The following is a 21,497-nucleotide window of genomic DNA, read 5'->3' as shown; positions in this document are numbered from 1 at the left end:
TGGAGTTTGGCGACCAGTACAACAGATCGATTCTGGAGGATCAATGAAAACTTCGCTGTTCCGGTGTTCGACGATTGCGTCCGCATGTGCGCTCACGATGCTGCTCGCGTCGTGCGGCGGCGACGACGTCCATGCGCCGGCCGACCCCGACGCGGCGGCCGACCAGCGCGCGGCCGCACTCGTCGCGCAACTGACGACCGACGAGAAACTGCAGCTCGTGCACGGTACCGGCATGCCCGCGCTCAACTTCGGCGGCCCGTTTCCGGCCGACGCGCTGAACGGCGCAAGCTACATCCCGGGCGTGCCGCGGCTCGGCATTCCGGCGCTCAGCAGCGCCGATTCGGCGGGCGGCGTGAACGTGAAGAATGCGCGCGTGACCGCGCTGCCCGCGCCGGTCGCGCTCGCGGCGACGTGGGATCCGGCGCTCGCGGGCACCTACGGCACGCGCATCGCGCTCGAATTGCGCGCGCTCGGGTTCGCGGAAGGGCTCGGCGGCGGCGTGAACCTCGCGCGCGAGCCGCGCAACGGCCGCACCTTCGAATACATGGGCGAGGATCCGGTGCTCGCGGGCACGCTGAGCGCCGCGCGCACGCAGGCCACGCAGGCGCAGAAGGTGATCGCGACGATCAAGCATTTCGCGTTCAACGACCAGGAAACCAACCGGATGACGGTCGATTCGGTCGTCGACGAGCGGACCATGCGCGAGGCCGAACTGCTCGCGTTCGAGATCGGCGTGAAGGACGGCCAGCCGGGCAACGTGATGTGCTCGTACAACAAGCTGAACGGCGTGTATGCGTGCGAGAACCCGCATCTGCTGACGACCGTGCTGAAGAACGAGTGGGGCTTCAAGGGCGTCGTGCAGTCGGACTGGGGCGCGACGCATTCGACGGTCGCAGCCGTGCAGGCCGGGCTCGACGAGGAGCAGCCCGGCGCGGCCGACGACGGCAACGCGCCGCTCGGCTCGTACTTCAATTCGAAGCTGCGCGCGGCGCTGCAGGCCGGCAGCGTGTCGGCCGCGCGGCTGAACGACATGGTGCAGCGCAAGCTGCGCACGCTGATCCGCATCGGCGTGATGGACGCGCCGCCGAAGCCGGGCGGCGCGATCGACGAAGCCGCCGGCAATGCCGACGCGCTCGCGATCGCCCGGCAAGCGGCGGTGCTGCTGAAGAACGCGGCCGCGCCGGGCGACACGCAGCCGGTGCTGCCGCTGGCCGCCGGCACGCTCAAGTCGGTCGTCGTGATCGGCGGGCACGCGGATGCGGGCGTGCTGTCGGGCGGCGGCTCGGGTGCGGTGCCGGCGATCGACGGCAACGCGGTGACGTCCTGTCAGCAACCGGCCGACATGCTGTTCGGCGGGTGCGCGACCTGGTACAAGTCCGCGCCGCTCGCGGCGATCCGCGCGAAGGCGCCGAACGCGTCGGTCAGCTATCTCGACGGGACCGACGCGAACGCGGCGGCCACCGCGGCCGCGCAGGCCGATGTCGCGATCGTGTTCGCCACGCAGTGGCAGACCGAAGGCCTCGACCTCGCGAGCCTGTCGCTGCCCGATGCGAAGGCCGACCCGTACAACCAGCAATACGACCAGAACGCGCTGATCGCTGCGGTCGCCGCGAAGGCGAAGCGTGTGATCGTCGTGCTCGAGAACGGCAGCCCCGTGCTGATGCCGTGGCTTGCCAACGTGCACGGCGTGCTCGACGCATGGTATCCGGGCGCACAGGGCGGCCAGGCGATCGCCGACCTGCTGTTCGGCGACGCGAATCCGTCGGGCCGGCTGCCGTTGACGTTCCCGAAGCAGGAGGCCGACCTGCCGCAGCCGACGATCGACCCGTCGAATACGCAGAACGTCTATGCGGAAGGGCTCGCGTACGGCTATCGCTGGTTCGACGCGAAGGCGATCGAGCCGCTGTTTCCGTTCGGCTACGGGCTGTCGTACACGACGTATGCGTTGTCGGCGATGTCGGCGCGGGCGGACGCAGCGGGCAACGTGACGGTCGGCGTGACGGTGACGAACACGGGCACGCGGGCCGGTACGCACACGGTGCAAATCTACGCGGCGCTGCCCGCGTCGCTCGGCGAGCCGCCGAAGCGGCTCGTCGGCTGGACCCGGGTCGCGCTGCAGCCGGGCGAGGCGCGTACGGTCAGTGTCGCGGTGCCGGCGCAGCGCTTCGCGGTGTGGGATGCGAATGCGCACGCATGGCGGATCGGCGCGGGCAGCTACGGGCTGTCGGCGGCCGCGTCGTCGCGTGACCCGCAGGCGCTGTCGCAGACGGTGACGCTCGCCGCGCACTGAGCCGGCTGCGGTCGTGCGGCATGCGGCGAGGCCATGCGCGGCCTCGCCGCATGCCGGTATGCCGGATGACGCTAGCCGGTGCTGCGCCGGAACGGATCGTGTTCGCGAAGTTCGTCGACGTACGCGTGGATATGCTCGGTCTCGCGTGCGAGAAAGTGCGCGACCGCATCGGAGAACGCCGGATGCGCGAGCCAGTGCGCGGAATGCGTGACGGTCGGCAGGAAGCCGCGCGCGAGCTTGTGCTCGCCCTGCGCGCCGCCCTCGAACGTATCGAGCCCGGCCTCGATGCAGAATTCGAGCAGCTGGTAGTACGCCGTTTCGAAATGCAGGCAGGGCACGTGCTCGAGCGCGCCCCAGTAGCGGCCGTACAGCGTGCCGCCGCCGTTCGCGCCGCGCCGGTAGACGGCGAGCGAGCTCGCGATCGGGCGGCCGTCGGCTTCGGCGATCACGAGCAGCAGGTTCTCCGGCATCGTCGCGCCGATCGCGCGGAAGAAGTCGAGATTCAGGTACGGGCTCGAGTAGTGTTCGCGGTAGGTCTGCCGGTAGCAGCGCGAGAAGAAGCGCCAGTCGGCATCGGTGATCCGGTCGCCGGTCAGCCGCCGGAACGTGACACCGGCATCGCGCACCTTGCGCCGTTCGGCGCGGATGTTCTTGCGCTTCTTCTGCTCGAGCGTGCCGAGGAAGTCGTCGAAGTCGCGGTAGCCGTCGTTGAGCCAGTGGAACTGCACGCCTTCGCGCAGCATCATCCCCAGCGATTCGAGCAGCCGCGCTTCGTCGCCGGTCGGGAACAGCACGTGCAGCGACGACACGTCGCTCTGCTCGGCGAACGCGAGCAGCGTGGCCGCGAGCCGGCGGCGTGCGTCGTCGTCGGCCGCGAGCAGGCGCGTGCCCTGCACGGGCGTGAACGGCACTGCGCACAGCAGCTTCGGGTAGTAGGACAGGCCGTTGCGCTGGTACGCGTCGGCCCATGCCCAGTCGAACACGTATTCGCCGTACGAATGCTGCTTCGCGTAGACGGGCGCGGCGGCCGCGAGCCGGCCCGTGCGCGGATCGGTCAGCGTGACGAAGTGCGGCGACCAGCCGGTGTCGTCGACCGCGCAGCGCGCGACGTGCAGCGCGTCGAGGAATTCGTGGCGCAGGAACGGCGTGGGCTGCGCGTCGCGTTCGAGCAGCGCGTTCCATTCGTCGGCCGGCACTTCCGCGGGGGACGACAGGATGCCCGTGCGATAATCGATGCGTTCGTGTTTCAAGCGTGAATCCGTACTGTTGGATGCCGCCGGATGCGTGCCGCGATGGCCCGCGTCCGGGACGTTTTCGTCAGCCGTTCAGGGCGCGCCGCCGGGCTGCGCCGATCCCGTCATGAAGACCCGACTCGCTCTCGCCCAGATCAACGTCACCGTCGGCGATTTCGCCGGCAACGTCGCGCGGATCGTCGCGGCCGCCCGCGCCGCGCACAACGATGGTGCGCAACTGATGGTCGCACCCGAACTCGCGCTGTCCGGCTATCCGCCGGAAGACCTGCTGCTGCGGCCCGCGTTCTACGCGGCGGCCGCTGCCGCGCTCGACACGCTCGCCGACGCGCTGCGTCCGTTCGACGGGCTCGCGGTGCTGGTCGGTCATCCGTTGCGGGGTCCGGGCAGGGGACCGGGCAGCGGTGCGGGCAGCGACCCGGGCGACGATGCACGCGCGCCAGCCGTCGATGGTAATGCAAACCGCCCGATCGAGCGCGGCGTGCCGCCGGCCGATACCTACAACGCGGTGTCGCTGATCGTCGGCGGCGAGATCGCCGGCACCTACCGCAAGCAGGATCTGCCGAACGCCGACGTGTTCGACGAGAAGCGCTATTTCGCGACCGACGCCGAGCCGCTCGTGTTCGAGCTGAACGGCGTCAAGTTCGGCGTGGTCATCTGCGAGGACGCATGGCATGCGTCGGCCGCGCAGATCGCGAAGGCCGCCGGCGCGCAGGTGCTGCTGATCCCGAACGGGTCGCCGTACCACATGAACAAGGACGCGCTGCGCATCGACATCCTGCGCGCGCGCATTCGCGAGACCGGGTTGCCGATGGTGTACGTGAACCTCGTCGGCGGCCAGGACGAGCTCGTGTTCGACGGCGGCTCGTTCGTGCTCGACGCGCAGGGCGCGCTCGTCGCGAAGATGGCGCAGTTCGACGAAGGGCACGCGATCGTCGAATTCGACGGCGCCCACCCGCTGCCCGGCGCGATCGCCCCAGCGCTGCCGGTCGACGCGCAGGTCTATCGCGCGCTCGTGACCGGCGTGCGCGACTACATCGGCAAGAACGGCTTTCCCGGCGTGCTGATCGGGCTGTCGGGCGGCGTCGATTCCGCGCTGGTGCTCGCGGTCGCATGCGACGCGCTCGGCCCCGAGCGCGTGCGCGCGGTGATGATGCCGTCGCGCTACACGGCCGACATCTCGACCACCGACGCGGCGGAGATGGCGCGGCGCGTCGGCGTGCGCTACGACGAGATCGCGATCGCGCCGATGTTCGACGCGTTCCGGGCGGCGCTCGCGGACGAATTCGCGGGCCGCGCGGAGGACGCGACGGAAGAGAACATCCAGGCGCGCATCCGCGGCACGCTGCTGATGGCGCTGTCGAACAAGTTCGGCTCGATCGTGCTGACGACCGGCAACAAGAGCGAGATGGCGGTCGGCTACTGCACGCTGTACGGCGACATGGCCGGCGGCTTCGCGGTGATCAAGGACATCGCGAAAACGCTGGTCTACCGGCTGTGCCGCTATCGCAACGCGAGCGCCGACTACGGGCAGCGCGACGTGATCCCCGAGCGGATCCTCACGCGCGCGCCGTCGGCCGAGTTGCGCGAGAACCAGACGGACCAGGACAGCCTGCCGCCGTACGACGTGCTCGACGCGATCATGCGGATGTACATGGAAGAGGACCGTCCGCTCGCGGAGATCGTCGCGGCCGGTTATGCGGAGGCCGACGTCGCACGCGTGACGCGGCTCATCAAGATCAACGAATACAAGCGCCGCCAGGCGCCGATCGGCATTCGCGTCACGCATCGCGCGTTCGGGCGCGACTGGCGCTATCCGATCACGTCACGCTTTACCGAACGTCTCGACTGAGCGGTGCTGGGCCGTACGCGGCCGGCCGGCTTACAATCGGGATCGCGATTGTGCATCCAAACGAGCATTGAGGGACAACCATCATGAAACGCATCACCGCCATCATCAAGCCGTTCAAGCTGGACGAAGTCCGCGAAGCGCTCGCCGAAGTCGGTCTCACGGGGCTGACCGTGACGGAAGTGAAGGGCTTCGGCCGCCAGAAGGGGCACACCGAGCTGTATCGGGGCGCCGAATACGTCGTCGACTTCCTGCCGAAGATGAAGATCGAGGTGGTCGTCGCGGAAGCGCAGGTCGATCAGGTGATCGACGCGGTGATCGGCGCGGCGCGCACGGGCAAGATCGGCGACGGCAAGATCTTCGTGTCGGACGTCGAGCGCGTGATCCGCATTCGCACCGGCGAAGAGAACGAAGCGGCGGTCTGAGCGCCGCACTCGGCCGATCGGGCCATCCCGCCGATCCGATCGAGCGGGCCGCGGATCGCGCGATTCCGGCCCGCCAATAAAAAACGGTGCGATACCCGGGTGGGTACCGCACCGATACGCGCCTCTCGCAGCAGCGTGGAAAGTGTTGTCGAATCGTTCTCTGGACGGCGCCTGATCAGAACAGGTGCTGGATGCCGGCGTAGACGCCGGTCTGGCTGCCGCCCGGATGCGGGTTGCCCGTCGATACCGCGGTGCCCGCACCGTTCGCGTTCAGGCCGAAGTTGGCCGTCGAGCTGTTGCGCACCGTCGCGACCTGCACGTCGAACAGCGTGCGCTTCGAGATGTTGTACGAGCCGCCGACCGTGTAGATGTTCGCGTTGCCGCCGCCGTGGTTCGCATTCACGTGGTACACGGCTGCGATCAGCGCGGCTGCCGGCGTGGCCTGCCACGTCACGCCGCCCCAGACCTGCTGGGTGCCGGTGATGCCGTTGTTGACGGCCGGGCCGCCGCTGCCGTCCGCGTGCGACGACTGATAAGCCGCTTGCAGCTTGAACTGGCCGAGGAACACGTTCAGGCCCGCGAAGTATTCACGCGAGTAGTTGAACACGTCGGAGAAGCGGCCGTTGCTGTCGCGCGTTTCGTCGTAGATGCCGCGCAACTGGAACAGCGAGTTCGTGTACGTGACCTGCGCACCGGCCGCACGGCCCGGCTGGCCGGCCGTCGTGTTGCCGTTGAAGCTGGTCGAGTTCGAGAACGCGAACTGGCCGTAGAAGTCGAGGCCGTAGAACTGCGGCGACTGGTACGACACGTTGTTGCTGGTCTTGTTCCAGTTGCGGCCGCGCACGAGCGATGCCGACGACCAGCTCGACTGGCCCAGCGGATCGAAGTCCCACACGCCGTTCGCGATCGCGAGTTCGCGACCCAGCAGCAGCGTACCGTAGCGGTCGTTGGAGATGCCGACGGTCGCGAAACGATCCCAGATCGAGCCGCTCGTGCCGAGCCCGCCGTTCATCGTGTTGAACGCGCCTTCGAGGTGGAACAGGACCTTGTTGCCGCCGCCGATGTCCTCGCTGCCCTTCAAGCCCCACAGGCTCGTGCCCCAGTCGCCGCTTTCCGCGCGCACTTGGTGGCCGTTCTGCAGGCCGTTCAGGTACTCAAGGCCGGCATCCAGGCGACCGTACAGCGTGACGCTGCTCTGCGCGTGCGCCGTAACCACCCCAGCAGCCATCAGCGCGGCCGCGACCAAAGCTTTCTTCATCATCTCCTCCATACCCTGTCAAAAAGTCAACCCAGACTGCACGAGATGCCCGGCGCGGCGAGCGTCGGGCAAAAGCGAAAAGCGGGATAACCAGGGAGACCTCGTGCAGGCCGGTAAGCGCGGCACGCGGGCAAGCGGACGGAAAAACCGTTGAGCGGTCCCGCGCGGCCGGGTCGGCTTGCGGGGTCTCCTTGTTGTGTCGTGAAGCTAAACTACATTTCACGAACTTCGTTTTGCTACTTTGGTTACTAATTTAGCAAAAATACAATTTTGTGGCGACCGAAATCGTTGTTTGACTAACACGTGTCGCCAATTTGCCATGCAACAGAGTGCGCGGCGGTCGCGCGGACGCGCGCCGGTTGCCGTAAACCCTTGTCCGGCAAGGAAGACACGGATTCGGCGGCGTGGGGTCAAGGATTGCCACTATTGACGTTGCAGAGGCGCGGGCGTAAGCGTCGGAGCGGCGAAATTGGTAAGTATTTCGTAATAAATTCGGCATGGCCAAACGGCGCCGGGCCGCGTCTGCAACGGCTCTGAAACTGGGGCCTCGACCGCCGGACAAGCGCGCTCGGCTCAACCCTGCGCGGGTCGTGCATCGAGCAATTGCGCGCGGATCCATCGGTGCGCGTCGGTGCGTGCGTGCTTCGCGTGCGAGTAGACCTTCACCGTATAGCGCGGGATCTCGAACGGCGCGGGGAAGATGCGGATCGGCGCCGCGTGGCGCAGCGCTTGCGCGGCGCGGTTCGGCACCGTCATCAGCAGCGTCGATTCCGCGATCGCGAACGGTGCGGCCAGCACACTCGGCAGCTGCACGGCGACCTTCCGTGCGAGGCCGAGCCGGTCGAGCACGTAGTCGACGACGCCGCGCGACTCGTTCCACGGCGTGACGACCACGTGGCGTGCCGCGAGATACTGGTCCAGCGTCAGCCGCCGACGGATGTCCGGATGCGCGGCGCTCGCGATCACCACGTAGTCGTCCGAGAACCAGTCGAAATCCTCGATGCCCGGCGAGTCGGCGGCCGACTCCTCGTGATAGCCGAGCGCGAAATCGATGCGGCCGGCCGCGAGCTCGTCGATCGAAATCTTGCGCTCGGAATGGACGACGCGGATCCGCAGCCGCGGCGCGACCCGCTCGATGCGCGCGAGCAAGGCCGGCAGCACGGCGAACGCCGTGTAGTCGCTTGCGGCGAACACGAACGTGCGGTCGCTTTGCGCGGGATCGAAGCGGCGCGCGCGGGCGAGCCCTTTCGACATCGTGTCGAGCGCGTCGCCGGCCCAGGTGGCGATGTCGTCGGCGCGCACGGTCGGCTGCATCTCGTTGCCGAGCCGCACGAACAGCGCGTCGCCGATCGCGTCGCGCAGCCGCGAGAGCGCGTGACTGAGCGCGGACGGGCTCATCGCCAGTTCGTGCGCGGCCGCCGCCACCGACCGGTGGCGGTACAGCGCGTCGAACGCGAGCAGCAGGTTCAGGTCGAGACGGCGCAGATCGGGATGCATCATGTTCATGTCCGGATGAAGAAACTGCACTTCCTGCAGTTGAGACGGGAACGTAGCATGTGGATCCGACCGCCGCCACGCGCATGTGCGCGGGCGGCGCCGCATTCCGTTTCCCGTCCGGGCCGAAGGAGGGCTCCCCGCCGTGCAAATCGACATCCGCTGTGCCACCGTCGCCGACGTCCCGCAAATCCTGCGCTTCATCACCGAGCTGGCCGTCTACGAGAAGGCGGAGCATGAAGTGGTCGCGACGCCCGCGTCGCTCGAGCGCAGCCTGTTCGGCGAAGGCTCGCCCGCGCGCGCGCTGATCTGCGAGGTCGACGGCGAGCCGGCCGGCTTCGCCGTGTATTTCTTCTCGTATTCGACGTGGCTCGGCCGCCAGGGGCTGTATCTCGAGGATCTGTACGTATCGCCGCGCTTTCGCGGCGCGGGCGCCGGGCTGCGGCTGCTGAAGGCGCTCGCGCGCATCGCCGTGGACACCGGCTGCGGGCGGTTCGAATGGAGCGTGCTCGACTGGAACGAGCCGGCGATCCGCTTCTACGAAAGCGTCGGCGCGGCGCCGCAGAGCGAATGGGTGCGCTACCGGCTCGCGGGCGATGCGCTGCGCGCGTTCGCGGACGGCGCGCCGGTGGACGCCGCGTAAACGCGAAACGGGCGCCGCCCGGCGCCCGCTCGTGTGTCGTACCGCGCAGTGCGCGTTACTTGAGGCTGCCCGACAGGAACCCGCGCAGGCGCTCGCTCTTCGGATTCGCGAACACCTCGGACGGCACGCCTTCTTCCTCGACGCGCCCCTGGTGCAGGAACATCACGTGATTCGACACGTTGCGCGCGAAGCCCATCTCGTGCGTGACGACGATCATCGTGCGGCCTTCCTCGGCGAGCTTCTGCATCACCTTCAGCACTTCGCCGACGAGTTCCGGGTCGAGCGCCGACGTCGGCTCGTCGAACAGCATCACCTCCGGATGCATCGCGAGCGCGCGCGCGATCGCGACGCGCTGCTGCTGGCCGCCCGACAGGTGCGACGGATACTGCTTCTCGACGCGCGGCGCGAGGCCGACCTTCTCGAGATACGTGCGGGCGCGATCCTCGGCTTCCTTCTTCGGGATGCCGAGCACGTTGACGGGCGCTTCCATCACGTTCTCGATCACGTTCATGTGCGACCAGAGATTGAAGTGCTGGAACACCATCGACAGCTTGGTGCGCACGCGTTGCAGCTGCTTCGAATCGGCCGCGCGCAGCGCGCCCGTCTTGTCGGCGGTGGTGCGCACTTCCTCGCCGTCGACGACGATGCGGCCCGCGTTCGGCTGTTCGAGGAAGTTGATACAGCGCAGCATCGTGCTCTTGCCGGAACCGGACGAGCCGATCACGCTGATCACGTCGCCCGAGTTCGCCTTCAGCGACACGCCCTTGAGCACCTCGTTGTCGCCGTACCGCTTGTGCAGATCGTCGACGAAAAGCTTCTGAGTCTGGGAATTCATATAGTCCTGCGAAAACTTACTTGCCTTGCGGGCGCAGATACGCGAGCCAGCGACGCTCGGCCTGGCGGAACAGCCATACGAGCATGAACGAGATCACGAGATAGAGCAGGGCGGCGATGCCGAATGCGTGGAACGACATGTAGGTCGCCGAGTTCACGTCGCGGGCGATTTTCAGGATGTCCGGCACGGTCGCGGTGAACGCGACGGTGGTCGCGTGCAGCATCAGGATCACTTCGTTGCTGTAGAGCGGCAGCGCGCGGCGCAGCGCGGACGGCAGGATCACGCGGCGATACATCGTGAAGGTGGACATCCCGTATGCGCGCGCGGCTTCGATCTCGCCGTACGAGGTCGCCTTGATCGCGCCCGCGAAGATCTCGGTCGTATACGCGCAGGTGTTCAGCATGAACGCGAGCAGCGTGCAGCGCATCCCGTCGCGGAAGAACGAGTCGAGCAGCGGCGTGCCGCGTATGAACTGCAGGCTGTAGAGGCCGGTGTAGCAGAGCAGCAGCTGCACGTAGAGCGGCGTGCCGCGGAACACGTACGTGTAGAGCCACACGGCGCCCGACAGCCACTTCTTCTTCGACACGCGGGCCACGGCGAGCGGCACCGACAGGCAGAAGCCGAGGCCGATCGACACGACGAGCAGCCACAGCGTGATCGCGACGCCGGTGATCCGGAAGCCGTCGGTATAGAGGTAGTTGCGCCAGTATTCTTGGATGAGTTCGATCATAGGTCAGCCTTGCGGACACCGGTCGAGTAGCGCTTTTCGAGCCACATCAGCACGAAGTTCGAGATCGTCGTGATGGCGAGGTAGACCGCACCGGCGATCAGCGTGAAGAAGAAGAACCGCAGCGTGCCCTTGCCGGCGTCCTGCGACGCCTTGACGACGTCCGCGAGGCCGATGATCGACACCAGCGCGGTCGACTTCACGAGCACCTGCCAGTTGTTGCCGATGCCGGGCAGCGCGAAGCGCATCATCTGCGGGAACATGATTCGCGCGAACACCTGCCAGCTGGTCATCCCGTATGCGCTGCCGGCCTCGAGCTGGCCGCGCGGCACCGACAGGAAGGCGCCGCGGAAGGTCTCGGTGAAGTACGCGCCGTAGATGAAGCCGAGCACGAGCACGCCGGCGAGGAACGGGTCGATGTCGATCTGGTCCCAGCCGAGCGCGTCGGTCGCGGAGTTCAGCCAGATCTGCAGGCTGTAGAACAGCAGCAGCATCAGCACGAGGTCGGGTACGCCGCGGATCAGCGTCGTGTAGACGGTGCCGATGCCGTTCGTCACGCGGTTGCGCGACAGTTTCGCGCCCGCGCCGAGCAGGCCCAGCAGGAACGACAACGCGAGCGACAGCACCGCCAGTTTGACGGTTTGCCAGGTGCCTGCGAGGATCAGCGGGCCGTAACCTTGTAGAAACATAGAGTGGTCCCTGGTGTGGTCCCTGAGGGCGCATGCGGTGCGCCGCGAAATACGCGCCCGCCAAGCTGCGCGGAACGCCCCGTGCGTATCATGACCGTCCGCCCCGGCAACGGTGCCGGGCCCGCCCGTCGCGCGAGCGGCGGGCAAGGGGGCGGGCGGCGCGTGGTTGACTGCCTGTACCGCCGGACGCGGGGCCGCCCCCGCATCCGCTTCCCGTCATTGTCGGCGCTCAGCGAGCCGAGTAGACGCTGAACGAGAAATACTTGTGCGACAGCCGGTCGTACGTGCCGTCCTTGTGCATGTCGGCCAGCGCCTTGTTGATCCTGAGCTTCAGGTCCGTGTCTTCCTTGCGCAGGCCGATCGCGGTGCCGTCGCCGATCGTCTTCGGATCCTTCACTTCCGGCCCGGCGAACGCGAAGCCCTTGCCGCGCGGCGTGCGCAGGAAGCCGTAGTCGGCCTGCAGTTCATCCTGCAGCGTCGCGTCGAGGCGGCCCGAGCCGAGATCGGCATAGACCTGGTCCTGGTTCTGGTAAGGAATGACCGTCACGCCCTGCGGTTCCCAGTACGCCTTCGCGTAGGTTTCCTGCGTCGAGCCCTGCTCGACGCCGACGTGCTTGCCCTTGAGCGACGCGACCGTCGGCAGCAGCGGCGAGCCGGCCTTCGCGATCATGCGTGCCGGTGCGTCGTACACCTTGTCGGAGAAGTCGATCTGCTCGCGGCGCTTGTCCGTGACGGTCAGCGACGACACGATGACGTCGTACTTCTTCGCCTTCAGCGCGGGGATGATCCCGTCGAGATCCTGCGCGACCCACACGCACTTCACGTTGATCCGCTTGCAGATTTCCTTGGTGAGATCGACGTCGAAACCGACGATCTCGCCGCTCGGCGCGGTCGACTCGAACGGCGGGTAGCTGGCATCGACACCGATCCGCACGGTCTTCCACTCTTTCGCGAAGGCGCCGCTCGCCACGAGGGCGAGGGCGGCGCACAGGGCGGCCTTCTTCATTTCCATCCTTTTGTCGCTCACTTCCGGGGGGGCGCTCGCGGCCGGTCGGGCCGGGCGCCGCGGCGTATTCTAGACGGCCAAAATTCGTGTTTCGGCGCGCTGGCAACGGCGCTCGCCGGACGGGCGAACGCCAAAAGGGCGGTATTTTACCCGAACGCGATATCCGGAAAACGGCAATCCGGCGCGACCGATCGATTCTTCGAATCGGCTGTTGCGACAATCGTGGTATTCGCAACGAGTATTGCGCCCATTGGATTCGTGAGCGCAACGATGCGGTGCGCGGGCGGCGGATTGTGGCCGGATGGGGGCGCGCCTACAGTACAGGTAAACCCGCAAAAGAATCGCCGCCTGCCGGAGTACCCCCATGTTCCAGATCCGCCGCGCCGCCGACCGTTGCCACACGCGTCAAGGCTGGCTCGAATCGAGCAGCAGCTTCCCGCTCGCCGGCCACGCCGGGGCCACGCATCCGCCGTTCGGCGCGCTGCGCTTGCTGAGCGAGGACCGGATCGCCCCCACGCGCGGCTTCGGAATGCAGCCGCGCCGTGACCTCGAGATCGTCACCTACGTGCTGGACGGCGCGCTCGCGCATCGCGACAGCCTCGGCAATGGCGCGATCGTGCGCGCCGGCGGCATCCAGCGGATGAGCGCCGGCACGGGACTCATGCACAGCGAAACCAATGCGTGGTGCGACCGGCCGCTGCATCTGCTGCAGATCTGGCTGCAGCCGGCCGAGCGGGGCGGACGGCCCGCCTATGCGCAGCGGCGTTTTGCCGACGACGAGAAGCGCGGCCGGCTGCGGCTCGTCGCGTCGCCCGACGGCGACGACGGCGCATTGTCGGTCCGTGCGGACGCGCGGATCTTCGCGGGGTTGATCGACGGCGACGAGGAGACGGCCTTCGGCGTGCCGGCCGGGCGCAGCACGTACGTGCACGTGGCGCGCGGCGACGTGGAGGTCAACGGCCACGCGCTGGCCGAGGGCGACGGCGCGCGGATCGCCGGCGTGGACACGGTCGCGTTCGCCCGTGGCCGGGCGGCCGAGGTGCTGCTGTTCGACGTCGCCTGAAAAGCAACGGGGGACGGGGCGCTGAGCGCCCGCGTCCCCCGCGGTGCCGCCCGGGAGGCGGCCTGCCGGCTTACTGCGCCGGCGCCGACGCGCCCTTGGCCGCGCGGTGCTGCTGCCAGCGTTCCTTCATCGTCTCGTGGCGCTGCTCCATCCGTGCGAACTGCTGCTTGAGCGCCGTGCTGACGGTGGTCTTCTGCTGGTCGTTCAGCCCGTTGTAGAACGCGAGCCACGCGGCCGAGCTCTGCTCGCGCAGTTGCGCATTCTGCTGCTCGGCCTGCTGGCGGGCGGCGTGCATCGCGTTCAGGTCGAGGATCGGCTGATTCTGCTGCGCCTTGAATTGCTCGCGCATCTGCTCGTGGCTCTTGCGCATCGCCTCATGGTTCTGCTTCATCGTGTTGACGGCCGTCTGCCACTGCTGTTCCTGCGACGCGTTGAGCTTCAGCTGGTCGTGCAGCTTCATGATCACGCCGAACGGGCCGCCGTCATGGCCGCCGTGCATCTGATGCATGCCGGGGCCGCCCGGCGGCGGCATGTCGTTGGGTTGAGCCGCATGCGCGGCGCCGAATGCGAGAGCGAGCACGGTGGCGGCCGCGATGGCCACGCGGGAAGTCTTCTTATACATTTCAGAAACTCCTTGTATCAAAGGGTCCGGCGATGCGGGTCGCGGTGATTCGTGTCCGCATCCGGTAAGACGCAGGTTAGCGGCGCGGGTCCCGGCCGGTGTTACGCGGGGTGGCCGGCGGGTTACGGCGCATTACAGTTCCCTTGCGCCGTAACCCGCAGTAACCCTTTCGTCCCTTTGTTTCGTTCTTCGATGCCGCACTCGCGCGGTAAACTTCAAGCCATGACTACCCAGATCCTCATCGTCGACGACGACCAAGAACTCCGAGACCTGCTGCGCGACTATCTCGTGCGCCAGGGGATGGAAGTGTCCGTGCTGCACGACGCGGCGACGCTCGAGAAGCGCCTCGAGCGCGAGCGGCCCGACCTGATCGTGCTGGACCTGATGATGCCGGGCGTGGACGGCCTGACCGCGCTGCGCCAGTTGCGCGCGGCCGGCGACGACATCCCCGTCATCATGCTGACCGCGCGCGCGGACGACGTCGACCGCATCGTCGGGCTCGAACTCGGCGCGGACGACTATCTCGGCAAGCCGTTCAACCCGCGCGAGCTGCTCGCGCGCGTGCAGGCCGTGCTGCGCCGCCGTCGCGCGACGCCGTCGGCGGCGGCGCCCGAGCAGCGCGAGCCGTTCGCGTTCGGCCGCTTCGTGCTCGACTTCCAGGCGCGCACGCTGTCGGTCGACGGCAAGCCGGCGACGCTGTCGAGCAGCGAATTCGCGCTGCTGAAGATCTTCGTGAACCATGCGCTGCGCACGCTCACGCGCGAGCGGCTACTCGAGCTGCTGCACGGGCCCGAGTACGACGGCACCGACCGCGGCATCGACGTCCAGGTATGGCGCCTGCGCCGCATCCTGGAAACGGATCCGTCCGCGCCGCGCTTCATCCAGACGGTCCGCGGGCGCGGCTACGTGTTCGTGCCCGACGGCGAGGCCCATGCGCAAGCCCATTGATTCACTGTTCGGGCGGCTCGCGCTGCTGGTCATCGGCGTGCTGCTCCTGTCGCACTTCGCGTGGTTCTTCGCGATGCGCATCGAGCGCAACCAGATGCAGACGCGCTACGCGGTCGAGGAGGCCGCGTTCCTCGTCGACGCGGTGCGCCAGCACGTCGAGCGCACGCCCGATCAGCCGCTGCCGTCGCGCGTGCGGCTCGTGGCGCCGGACAGTCCCGACGTGCCGAAGGTGGCCGACACGAACCTGCCGGCGCCGCTCAAGCGCTTTCGCGACGACGTGAGCGAGCGGATGCCGCACGGCACCCAGGTCGAGGTCGGCGCGCCCGGTCATCCGCCGGTGCTGTGGGTCAAGGAGCCGACCGACCCTAACTGGATCGTGGTGCCGGTGCAGCCGCTGCGGCCGCCGCGCTCGCTCGACCGGATGCTGCTGTGGCTCGGCACGATCTTCTCGGCCGGGGTGATCGCCGCGCTGTTCGCGGCCTGGCAGCTGCAGCAGCCGCTGCGCTCGCTGGCGCGCGCGGTCGCGCGCTTCGGCCGCGGCCAGCCGGTGCCGCCGCTGCGCGAGCGCGGCCCGCGCGAGCTGCGCCAGCTCACGCGCGGCTTCAACCAGATGGTGGAACAGGTGTCGCAGGCCGACAGCGACCGCGCGGTGATGCTGGCCGGCGTCGCGCACGACCTGCGCACGCCGCTCGCGCGGATGCGCCTGCGCGCCGAAATGATGGACGACGCGCGGCTGCGCGACGGCGTCGTGCGCGATGTCGACTCGATGTCGCACATCGTTGATCAGTTCCTCGCGTTCGCGCACGGCGGGGCGGACCGCAGCGAGCCCGTGCCGGTCGACCAGACCTGCGAGCGGATCGCGCGCAGCTATCGCGCGGTCGCACCGAACGCGCCGCCGGTCCAGACGCGTCTCACGGCCGACGCGGGCTTCCGCCTGCCGACCGCGACGCTCGACCGGATCCTGTCGAACCTGCTGGACAATGCACATGCGTACGGTGCGCCGCCGGTGCTGGTCGAGACGGCGCGCACGCCGACCGGTTATGTGCTGTCGGTCAGCGACAGCGGCGGCGGGATTGCGCCGCGCGACCTGGCGGCGGCGACGCGGCCGTTCGTGCGGCTCGACCCCGCGCGCGGCGGGAACGGCCACAGCGGGCTGGGGCTCGCGATCGTCGAGCGGCTCGTGCTGAGGCTGGGCGGGACGTGCGAGATCGGCAACCGTCCCGAGGGCGGCCTGCGCGTGGCGATGACGTTCCCGTTCGACGCGGTGCCGAAGGACGAACTTCACGCACAGGCTGCGTAAGAAGCGGCGCCTGCCGGGCAGGCGCCGCGCGGCATCATTCGCCGAACAGCGAGCCGAGCGTCTCGGCGGCGTTGCTGTCGATGGTGTTGTAGGTCACGCTCGTGGCCTCGAAGATATAGACGGTCGTATAGCGGCCGAGGCGCTCCAGGATTTCCTCCTGCAGTGATTCGGGCACGACGTTCATGTTCAGGTACCACGCCGTCGACGACAGCCGGGTCTGGAACGACCCGTATTCCTGCATCAGCTCGTAGAACGCCTCGGCGTCCTGATCGCGGCAGACGATCACCAAATTTCCTGCCATTCCCTTCCTCCAGCTGGTCGGTCAATCCCCGGGGCCGCGGGTCGGCACACCCCGGGGGCTAGCCCCGATCATACCTGCTTCGCCGCGATCGTCCGATGACGTCCGGCATGGTTTGCGCCCGTGTGCGGCTGGCGGGTTCCCGGCCGGCCCGGATCACGGCATAATTCGGGGCCTGCACGCCGGCCGCACGACTGCGGCCGGGCTGCACCGCCCCGCGCGCCCGCCGTCCGCCCGCGCGCCGGGCACGATCCACGCACCGCCCACGCGTCGCGCGGCGCCACACTGGCCCCGGACGGTTGTACCTGAAATACAGGTTGGTGTAGTGTCGTGCCGTCGCGGCCGCTCGCCGCGCCGGGGCGCAGCTTGCACGCACGGCGCGTCGCGCCGGCGTGAGATCGTGAATCCATCGAATTACCGCGTCGAATTACCGCGCCCGTGCGCTTTGCCATGAATCAACATCGTCTGCCGGCTTCGTTCGGCCTTACCGGGGAGGGCGCCTGATGGACGTCGGATTCTTCAATCCGAACCGGACCGCCAACGCGTCCGCGTGGCGCGTTCTGCCGAACCGGTGGGACTTCATCGCATTCCCGCTGATCATCTGCCTGATCGCGATGGCGGTCGTCGGCTTTCATGAAACGATGGCGCCGATCGGGACCCTTCAGACCCAGAAGATCTCGCTCGATCCATCGAACCTGCCCGAATACGCGCTGCGCACCACGCTGCGGATGCTCGCCGCGATGGTCGCGTCGCTCGCGTTCACGCTGATCTACGGCACGCTCGCCGCGAAAAGCCGCCGCGCGGGGATGGTGCTGATCCCGATCCTCGACATCCTGCAGTCGGTGCCGGTGCTCGGCTTCATCTCGTTTACGGTCACGTTCTTCCTCGCGCTGTTCCCGAGCCGCGTGCTCGGCGCGGAGCTCGCGGCGATCTTCGCGATCTTCACGAGCCAGGCGTGGAACATGACGTTCAGCTTCTACCAGTCGCTGCGCACGGTCCCGCGCGATCTCGACGAAGTGTCGCGCGGCTTCCACCTGACGTCGTGGCAGCGCTTCTGGAAGCTCGAGGTGCCGTTCTCGATGCCCGGGCTGATCTGGAACATGATGATGTCGATGTCGGGCGGCTGGTTCTTCGTCGTCGCATCGGAGGCGATCACCGTCGGCAACCAGACGATCACGCTGCCGGGCATCGGCGCGTATCTCGCGCAGGCGATCTCGGACAAGAACTTCGGCGCGATCGGCTGGGTCATCCTCACGATGACCGTCGTGATCCTCGCGTACGACCAGTTCCTGTTCCGCCCGCTGATCGCGTGGGCCGACAAGTTCCGGATGGAGAACACCGCGTCGGGCGATGCGCCGCAATCGTGGCTGCTCGACCTCGTGCGCCGCACGCGCCTGATCCATCAACTGCTGGTGCCGGCCGGCTGGTTCTTCGCGAAGGCCGCGCGGATTCCGCTGCGCCTGCCGCTGTCGGGCGCGATGCGCTTCACGCTGCCGAAAGTCGAGAAGAAGGCGTCGCGCACGGTCGACATCGCATGGTCGGGCTTCGTGCTGATCTGCACGGCCTATATCGTGTGGCGCGTCGTCAGCTTCGTCGCGACCGGCGTGACGATGGCCGACGTCGGCCACGTGCTGGTGCTCGGGCTCATCACGCTGCTGCGCGTGGTCGTGCTGATCACGATCGCGTCCGTGATCTGGGTGCCGATCGGCGTGCTGATCGGGCTGCGTCCGCGGCTCGCGGAGAAGCTGCAGCCGCTCGCGCAGTTCCTCGCCGCGTTCCCGGCCAACCTGCTGTTCCCGGTGTTCGTGATCGTGATCGCGCGCTTCCACCTGAACCCCGACATCTGGCTGTCGCCGCTGATCGTGCTCGGTACGCAGTGGTATATCCTGTTCAACGTGATTGCCGGCGCGACGTCCTATCCGAACGACTATCGCGAAGCGGCGACGAACTTCCGGATCCGCGGCTGGCAGTGGTGGCGCCAGGCGATCCTGCCCGGCATCTTCCCGTACTACGTGACCGGCGCGATCACCGCGTCGGGCGGCGCGTGGAACGCGAGCATCGTGTCGGAAGCGGTGCAGTGGGGCACGACCAAGATCGAGGCGCACGGCCTCGGCGCGTATATCGCGCAGACCACCGCCGCCGGCGACTTTCCGAAGATCATCCTGGGCATCGCCGTGATGTCCCTGTTCGTTACCCTGTTCAACCGCCTGCTGTGGCGCCCGCTGTATGCCTTCGCCGAAGCGAAGCTGCGGCTCGACTGAGACCGATTGAGAGCGAAACGCGATGCACAATCCGAATGCTGTAAACGCCCCCGTCCAGACGTCCCAGCCGCCGCGCCTCGGCGAGGAAATCCTGCGTGTCGATCACGTCTGCCGCGGCTTCAACAAGACGCAGGGCGAATTGCTCGTGCTCGACGACGCGAACCTGTCGCTGCGCGAAGGCGAGATCGTCGGGCTGCTCGGCCGTTCAGGGTCGGGCAAGTCGACGCTGCTGCGAATCATCGCCGGGCTGATCGAGCCGACCGGCGGTGAAGTGACGTATCTCGGCAAGCCGCTGCGCGGCCCGGCGGAAGGCGTCGCGATGGTGTTCCAGACCTTCGCGCTGTTCCCGTGGCTGACCGTGTTGCAGAACGTGGAAGCCGGGCTGGAAGCGCTCGGCGTCGGCGCACGCGAGCGGCGCGAACGCGCGCTCGCCGCGATCGACCTGATCGGTCTCGACGGCTTCGAGAACGCGTATCCGCGCGAGTTGTCGGGCGGCATGCGCCAGCGCGTCGGTTTCGCGCGTGCGCTCGTCGTCGATCCGACGATCCTGCTGATGGACGAGCCGTTCTCGGCGCTCGACGTGCTGACGGCCGAAACGCTGCGTACCGACCTGCTGGATCTGTGGACGCAAGGCCGGATGCCGATCAAGTCGGTGCTGATCGTCACGCACAACATCGAGGAAGCGGTGTTCATGTGCGACCGGATCCTCGTGCTGTCGTCGAACCCGGGCCGCGTGATCGCCGAGATCAAGGTGCCGTTCAAGCATCCGCGCAATCGGCTCGACCCGGCCTTCCGCAAGCTGGTCGACGACATCTACGCGAAGATGACCGCGCGCCAGACCGGCGAGGCGACGAAAAAGGGGCTGGAGCTCGGCAGCTGGCTGCCGCAGGTGTCGACCAACCTGATGGCCGGCCTGATCGAGACGCTCGCGATGGCGCCGTACCACGGCCGCGCGGACATGCCGGAAATCGCGCGCACGCTGCATCTGGAAGTGGACGACCTGTTCCCGATCGCCGAAGTGCTGCAGTACCTCGGTTTCGCTGACGTGCGGGAAGGGGACGTGTTCCTGACGCCGCCGGGGCGCGTGTTCGCGGAGTTCGGCACGCAGGAGCGCAAGCTGATGTTCGCGGATCACCTGCTCAAGCACGTGCCGCTCGCCGCGCGCATCAAGAAGGTGCTGAACGAGCGCCCGGGCCATCGCGCGCCGCGCGTGCGCTTCGAGCAGGAGCTGGAGGATTTTCTGTCGGACGGCGCGGCCGAGGAAACGCTCGACGCGGTGATCGACTGGGGCCGTTACGGCGAGATCTTCTCGTACAACGACCAGACCGAAATCTTCAGTCTCGAGGACGTCGAGTCCTGAAGCCAACGGGCCGGGCCGTGCGGCCCGGCATCCGCCTGCGCGGCGCTGGGGTCACGCGCCGCGCATCGCATCGTTACTGCAAATTGCCCCACCGGTCGACGGCCGGTTCGGCCGACGCCCACTTCCAGTGCGTACCTTGCTGGCACGCATTCGCGAAATACCAGTCGGCCTTGTCGCCATCCTTCACCGAGAACGCGAATTCCTTGCACAACGCCAGCGCCGTCGAGTACGCACGCGTGACGCGCACCTCGCCTTCGCCGTTTTCCAGCGGCAGCGTGTTCTTCACCTTCCACGGCTTGACTTCACCGACGGCCAGGCTGCCGGCCGCCTTCGCGATCGCGTCCTGCTGATTCTGATGGAGCTGCTTCATCGTGCGATTGACGGCTTCGTCCGTCGCCGCCTGCACGGCGATGCCGACACCGACGCCCACGGCCGGATTCGCGGTGACGAGGCCCGTCGCCGCGCCGGCCAGTGCGCCGCTGGCCGCGCCGACCGACCCGCAGCCCGACAGCGCGGCGCTGGCCGCGCACAGCGCGCCGATCGTCGCGATACGGATCGCGATGCTCATTGCAGCGCGCCCCAGCGCTCGGTCGCCGGCTCCGCCGACGCCCATTTCCACACCGGACCGTCGCGGCAGATCGTGGCGACGTAGAACGCCGACTGCGCGGCCTTGTCGGCCTTCGCGGGCGTGTCGACCGCGAACACGATTTCCTTGCAGTCGAGCGGACCGACGCTGATCATCCGGCTGACCGTCACGCGGCCCTGTTCGTCGTCCTCGATCGGGAACGAATGGTGGGTCGACCACGGCGCGACGCCGCCGACGTCGAGCGGAGCCGCCGCCTTCGCGATCTGTTCCTGCGTGTAACGGTGTGCAACGCGCTGCGAGTACTGGACGCCTGCCCGCGCGCCGGCCACGGCGCCGAGGCCGATGCCCGTCGCGACGGCGGCGTTGTTGGTGACCTTGGAGGCAATCGCGGCGCCCGCGATACCGGCGCCGGCGGTCGCGCCTTCGCTGTACAGCGAGTTGCAGCCGGACAGCAGCGTGGCCGTCGCGAGCGCGGCCAGCGCGATGCGCGCCGTCATGGCCCGGCGCGGCGGTTCGAAACGTGTGTTCATCCCTGAGTGCAAGTCCTGTCTGGGTGAGCGGCGACGCATGCGCGCCCCCTTGCCGCGTCATTG

Annotated in this window: 20 protein-coding genes; 9 read left to right on the top strand and 11 right to left on the bottom strand. The window is 67.9% G+C overall.

The window, feature by feature from the left end:
- Nucleotides 1-43 precede the first annotated feature (43 nt).
- A complete protein-coding gene (locus ACP26O_RS12340) occupies nucleotides 44-2,290 on the top strand; it encodes a glycoside hydrolase family 3 C-terminal domain-containing protein (protein ID WP_175701255.1) in 2,247 nt (748 codons plus the stop codon).
- A gap of 71 nt (nucleotides 2,291-2,361) precedes the next feature.
- Here ACP26O_RS12340 and ACP26O_RS12335 read toward each other — a convergent pair whose 3' ends face one another.
- On the bottom strand, nucleotides 2,362-3,540 hold the full coding sequence (locus ACP26O_RS12335; protein WP_105787510.1) for a GNAT family N-acetyltransferase: 1,179 nt from the start codon (nucleotides 3,538-3,540) through the stop codon (nucleotides 2,362-2,364).
- Between the two features lie 109 nt (nucleotides 3,541-3,649).
- On the opposite strand from ACP26O_RS12335, the gene ACP26O_RS12330 reads away from it, so the two are divergent.
- Complete coding sequence (locus tag ACP26O_RS12330) at nucleotides 3,650-5,392, top strand: NAD+ synthase (protein WP_175665032.1); 1,743 nt, start codon at nucleotides 3,650-3,652, stop codon at nucleotides 5,390-5,392.
- A gap of 83 nt (nucleotides 5,393-5,475) precedes the next feature.
- Nucleotides 5,476-5,814: a P-II family nitrogen regulator gene (locus ACP26O_RS12325; RefSeq protein WP_006398637.1), complete on the top strand. Its 339-nt coding sequence runs from the start codon at nucleotides 5,476-5,478 to the stop codon at nucleotides 5,812-5,814.
- 175 nt (nucleotides 5,815-5,989) lie between these two features.
- Here ACP26O_RS12325 and ACP26O_RS12320 read toward each other — a convergent pair whose 3' ends face one another.
- Both ACP26O_RS12320 and ACP26O_RS12315 read right to left on the bottom strand, forming a co-directional pair.
- Nucleotides 5,990-7,075, bottom strand: coding sequence for a porin (locus ACP26O_RS12320; RefSeq protein WP_043174467.1), 1,086 nt, complete (start codon nucleotides 7,073-7,075; stop codon nucleotides 5,990-5,992).
- Between the two features lie 570 nt (nucleotides 7,076-7,645).
- Nucleotides 7,646-8,572 carry a LysR family transcriptional regulator gene (locus tag ACP26O_RS12315; protein WP_175660239.1) on the bottom strand — a complete coding sequence of 309 codons (927 nt, stop codon included), beginning with the start codon at nucleotides 8,570-8,572 and terminating at the stop codon, nucleotides 7,646-7,648.
- 139 nt (nucleotides 8,573-8,711) lie between these two features.
- Between ACP26O_RS12315 and ACP26O_RS12310 the strand changes: the two genes are divergently transcribed.
- Nucleotides 8,712-9,209, top strand: a complete 498-nt coding sequence (locus ACP26O_RS12310; protein ID WP_011657625.1) for a GNAT family N-acetyltransferase — start codon at nucleotides 8,712-8,714, stop codon at nucleotides 9,207-9,209.
- 55 nt (nucleotides 9,210-9,264) lie between these two features.
- Here ACP26O_RS12310 and ACP26O_RS12305 read toward each other — a convergent pair whose 3' ends face one another.
- The 4 genes from ACP26O_RS12305 to ACP26O_RS12290 form a co-directional block, all read right to left on the bottom strand.
- A complete protein-coding gene (locus ACP26O_RS12305; protein ID WP_426356242.1) occupies nucleotides 9,265-10,044 on the bottom strand; it encodes an ABC transporter ATP-binding protein in 780 nt (259 codons plus the stop codon).
- 16 nt (nucleotides 10,045-10,060) lie between these two features.
- Complete coding sequence (locus ACP26O_RS12300; RefSeq protein WP_426356241.1) at nucleotides 10,061-10,774, bottom strand: ABC transporter permease; 714 nt, start codon at nucleotides 10,772-10,774, stop codon at nucleotides 10,061-10,063.
- Nucleotides 10,771-11,460, bottom strand: a complete 690-nt coding sequence (locus tag ACP26O_RS12295; protein ID WP_006755688.1) for an ABC transporter permease — start codon at nucleotides 11,458-11,460, stop codon at nucleotides 10,771-10,773. Before ACP26O_RS12295 ends, ACP26O_RS12300 begins: the two co-directional genes overlap by 4 nt.
- A gap of 229 nt (nucleotides 11,461-11,689) precedes the next feature.
- On the bottom strand, nucleotides 11,690-12,466 hold the full coding sequence (locus ACP26O_RS12290; RefSeq protein WP_146125729.1) for an ABC transporter substrate-binding protein: 777 nt from the start codon (nucleotides 12,464-12,466) through the stop codon (nucleotides 11,690-11,692).
- A gap of 364 nt (nucleotides 12,467-12,830) precedes the next feature.
- On the opposite strand from ACP26O_RS12290, the gene ACP26O_RS12285 reads away from it, so the two are divergent.
- Nucleotides 12,831-13,529, top strand: a complete 699-nt coding sequence (locus tag ACP26O_RS12285; RefSeq protein WP_175665031.1) for a pirin family protein — start codon at nucleotides 12,831-12,833, stop codon at nucleotides 13,527-13,529.
- 70 nt (nucleotides 13,530-13,599) lie between these two features.
- On the opposite strand, the gene ACP26O_RS12280 is transcribed toward ACP26O_RS12285, so the two are convergent.
- The gene (locus ACP26O_RS12280) at nucleotides 13,600-14,151 is read right to left on the bottom strand and encodes a periplasmic heavy metal sensor (protein WP_105833043.1); all 552 of its coding nucleotides are present in this window, start codon (nucleotides 14,149-14,151) and stop codon (nucleotides 13,600-13,602) included.
- Nucleotides 14,152-14,373: 222 nt separating this feature from the next.
- Here ACP26O_RS12280 and ACP26O_RS12275 point away from each other — a divergent pair, with 222 nt between their 5' ends.
- Together ACP26O_RS12275 and ACP26O_RS12270 are read left to right on the top strand one after the other, a co-directional pair.
- Nucleotides 14,374-15,099, top strand: coding sequence for a response regulator (locus ACP26O_RS12275; protein ID WP_012364426.1), 726 nt, complete (start codon nucleotides 14,374-14,376; stop codon nucleotides 15,097-15,099).
- Nucleotides 15,083-16,399: an ATP-binding protein gene (locus ACP26O_RS12270; RefSeq protein WP_175656474.1), complete on the top strand. Its 1,317-nt coding sequence runs from the start codon at nucleotides 15,083-15,085 to the stop codon at nucleotides 16,397-16,399. Before ACP26O_RS12275 ends, ACP26O_RS12270 begins: the two co-directional genes overlap by 17 nt.
- Before the next feature lie 34 nt (nucleotides 16,400-16,433).
- On the opposite strand, the gene ACP26O_RS12265 is transcribed toward ACP26O_RS12270, so the two are convergent.
- Nucleotides 16,434-16,700 (bottom strand): hypothetical protein, encoded by a 267-nt coding sequence (locus ACP26O_RS12265; RefSeq protein WP_011657619.1) that lies wholly within the window; start codon nucleotides 16,698-16,700, stop codon nucleotides 16,434-16,436.
- Between the two features lie 500 nt (nucleotides 16,701-17,200).
- On the opposite strand from ACP26O_RS12265, the gene ACP26O_RS12260 reads away from it, so the two are divergent.
- Both ACP26O_RS12260 and ACP26O_RS12255 read left to right on the top strand, forming a co-directional pair.
- A complete protein-coding gene (locus tag ACP26O_RS12260; protein ID WP_011657618.1) occupies nucleotides 17,201-18,958 on the top strand; it encodes an ABC transporter permease in 1,758 nt (585 codons plus the stop codon).
- A gap of 22 nt (nucleotides 18,959-18,980) precedes the next feature.
- Nucleotides 18,981-20,318, top strand: coding sequence for an AAA-associated domain-containing protein (locus tag ACP26O_RS12255; RefSeq protein ID WP_006755837.1), 1,338 nt, complete (start codon nucleotides 18,981-18,983; stop codon nucleotides 20,316-20,318).
- Nucleotides 20,319-20,391: 73 nt separating this feature from the next.
- On the opposite strand, the gene ACP26O_RS12250 is transcribed toward ACP26O_RS12255, so the two are convergent.
- Both ACP26O_RS12250 and ACP26O_RS12245 read right to left on the bottom strand, forming a co-directional pair.
- Nucleotides 20,392-20,886 carry a hypothetical protein gene (locus ACP26O_RS12250; protein ID WP_011657617.1) on the bottom strand — a complete coding sequence of 165 codons (495 nt, stop codon included), beginning with the start codon at nucleotides 20,884-20,886 and terminating at the stop codon, nucleotides 20,392-20,394.
- Entirely contained in the window at nucleotides 20,883-21,434 is a 552-nt protein-coding gene (locus tag ACP26O_RS12245) for a hypothetical protein (RefSeq protein WP_041489845.1), read from the bottom strand. The genes ACP26O_RS12250 and ACP26O_RS12245 overlap by 4 nt, the downstream gene beginning before the upstream one ends.
- Nucleotides 21,435-21,497: the final 63 nt, after the last annotated feature.

Source organism: Burkholderia sp. R-40 (genome assembly GCF_049942845.1).
Classification (GTDB): Bacteria; Pseudomonadota; Gammaproteobacteria; order Burkholderiales; family Burkholderiaceae; genus Burkholderia; species Burkholderia ambifaria.
Note: the sequence above shows the minus strand (reverse complement) of the source record. Positions and strands in the feature narration are given on the sequence as shown.

What these genes read in the sequence shown, in the direction of transcription:
- ACP26O_RS12285 (WP_175665031.1), top strand. Translation starts at nt 12,831, where the DNA reads ATGTTCCAGATCCGCCGCGCCGCCGACCGTTGCCACACGCGTCAAGGC.
- ACP26O_RS12245 (WP_041489845.1), bottom strand. Translation starts at nt 21,434, where the DNA reads ATGAACACACGTTTCGAACCGCCGCGCCGGGCCATGACGGCGCGCATC.
- ACP26O_RS12295 (WP_006755688.1), bottom strand. Translation starts at nt 11,460, where the DNA reads ATGTTTCTACAAGGTTACGGCCCGCTGATCCTCGCAGGCACCTGGCAA.
- ACP26O_RS12290 (WP_146125729.1), bottom strand. Translation starts at nt 12,466, where the DNA reads ATGAAGAAGGCCGCCCTGTGCGCCGCCCTCGCCCTCGTGGCGAGCGGC.
- ACP26O_RS12320 (WP_043174467.1), bottom strand. Translation starts at nt 7,075, where the DNA reads ATGATGAAGAAAGCTTTGGTCGCGGCCGCGCTGATGGCTGCTGGGGTG.
- ACP26O_RS12265 (WP_011657619.1), bottom strand. Translation starts at nt 16,700, where the DNA reads ATGGCAGGAAATTTGGTGATCGTCTGCCGCGATCAGGACGCCGAGGCG.
- ACP26O_RS12315 (WP_175660239.1), bottom strand. Translation starts at nt 8,572, where the DNA reads ATGATGCATCCCGATCTGCGCCGTCTCGACCTGAACCTGCTGCTCGCG.
- ACP26O_RS12305 (WP_426356242.1), bottom strand. Translation starts at nt 10,044, where the DNA reads ATGAATTCCCAGACTCAGAAGCTTTTCGTCGACGATCTGCACAAGCGG.
- ACP26O_RS12260 (WP_011657618.1), top strand. Translation starts at nt 17,201, where the DNA reads ATGGACGTCGGATTCTTCAATCCGAACCGGACCGCCAACGCGTCCGCG.
- ACP26O_RS12325 (WP_006398637.1), top strand. Translation starts at nt 5,476, where the DNA reads ATGAAACGCATCACCGCCATCATCAAGCCGTTCAAGCTGGACGAAGTC.
- ACP26O_RS12280 (WP_105833043.1), bottom strand. Translation starts at nt 14,151, where the DNA reads ATGTATAAGAAGACTTCCCGCGTGGCCATCGCGGCCGCCACCGTGCTC.
- ACP26O_RS12250 (WP_011657617.1), bottom strand. Translation starts at nt 20,886, where the DNA reads ATGAGCATCGCGATCCGTATCGCGACGATCGGCGCGCTGTGCGCGGCC.
- ACP26O_RS12255 (WP_006755837.1), top strand. Translation starts at nt 18,981, where the DNA reads ATGCACAATCCGAATGCTGTAAACGCCCCCGTCCAGACGTCCCAGCCG.
- ACP26O_RS12270 (WP_175656474.1), top strand. Translation starts at nt 15,083, where the DNA reads ATGCGCAAGCCCATTGATTCACTGTTCGGGCGGCTCGCGCTGCTGGTC.
- ACP26O_RS12275 (WP_012364426.1), top strand. Translation starts at nt 14,374, where the DNA reads ATGACTACCCAGATCCTCATCGTCGACGACGACCAAGAACTCCGAGAC.
- ACP26O_RS12330 (WP_175665032.1), top strand. Translation starts at nt 3,650, where the DNA reads ATGAAGACCCGACTCGCTCTCGCCCAGATCAACGTCACCGTCGGCGAT.
- ACP26O_RS12340 (WP_175701255.1), top strand. Translation starts at nt 44, where the DNA reads ATGAAAACTTCGCTGTTCCGGTGTTCGACGATTGCGTCCGCATGTGCG.
- ACP26O_RS12300 (WP_426356241.1), bottom strand. Translation starts at nt 10,774, where the DNA reads ATGATCGAACTCATCCAAGAATACTGGCGCAACTACCTCTATACCGAC.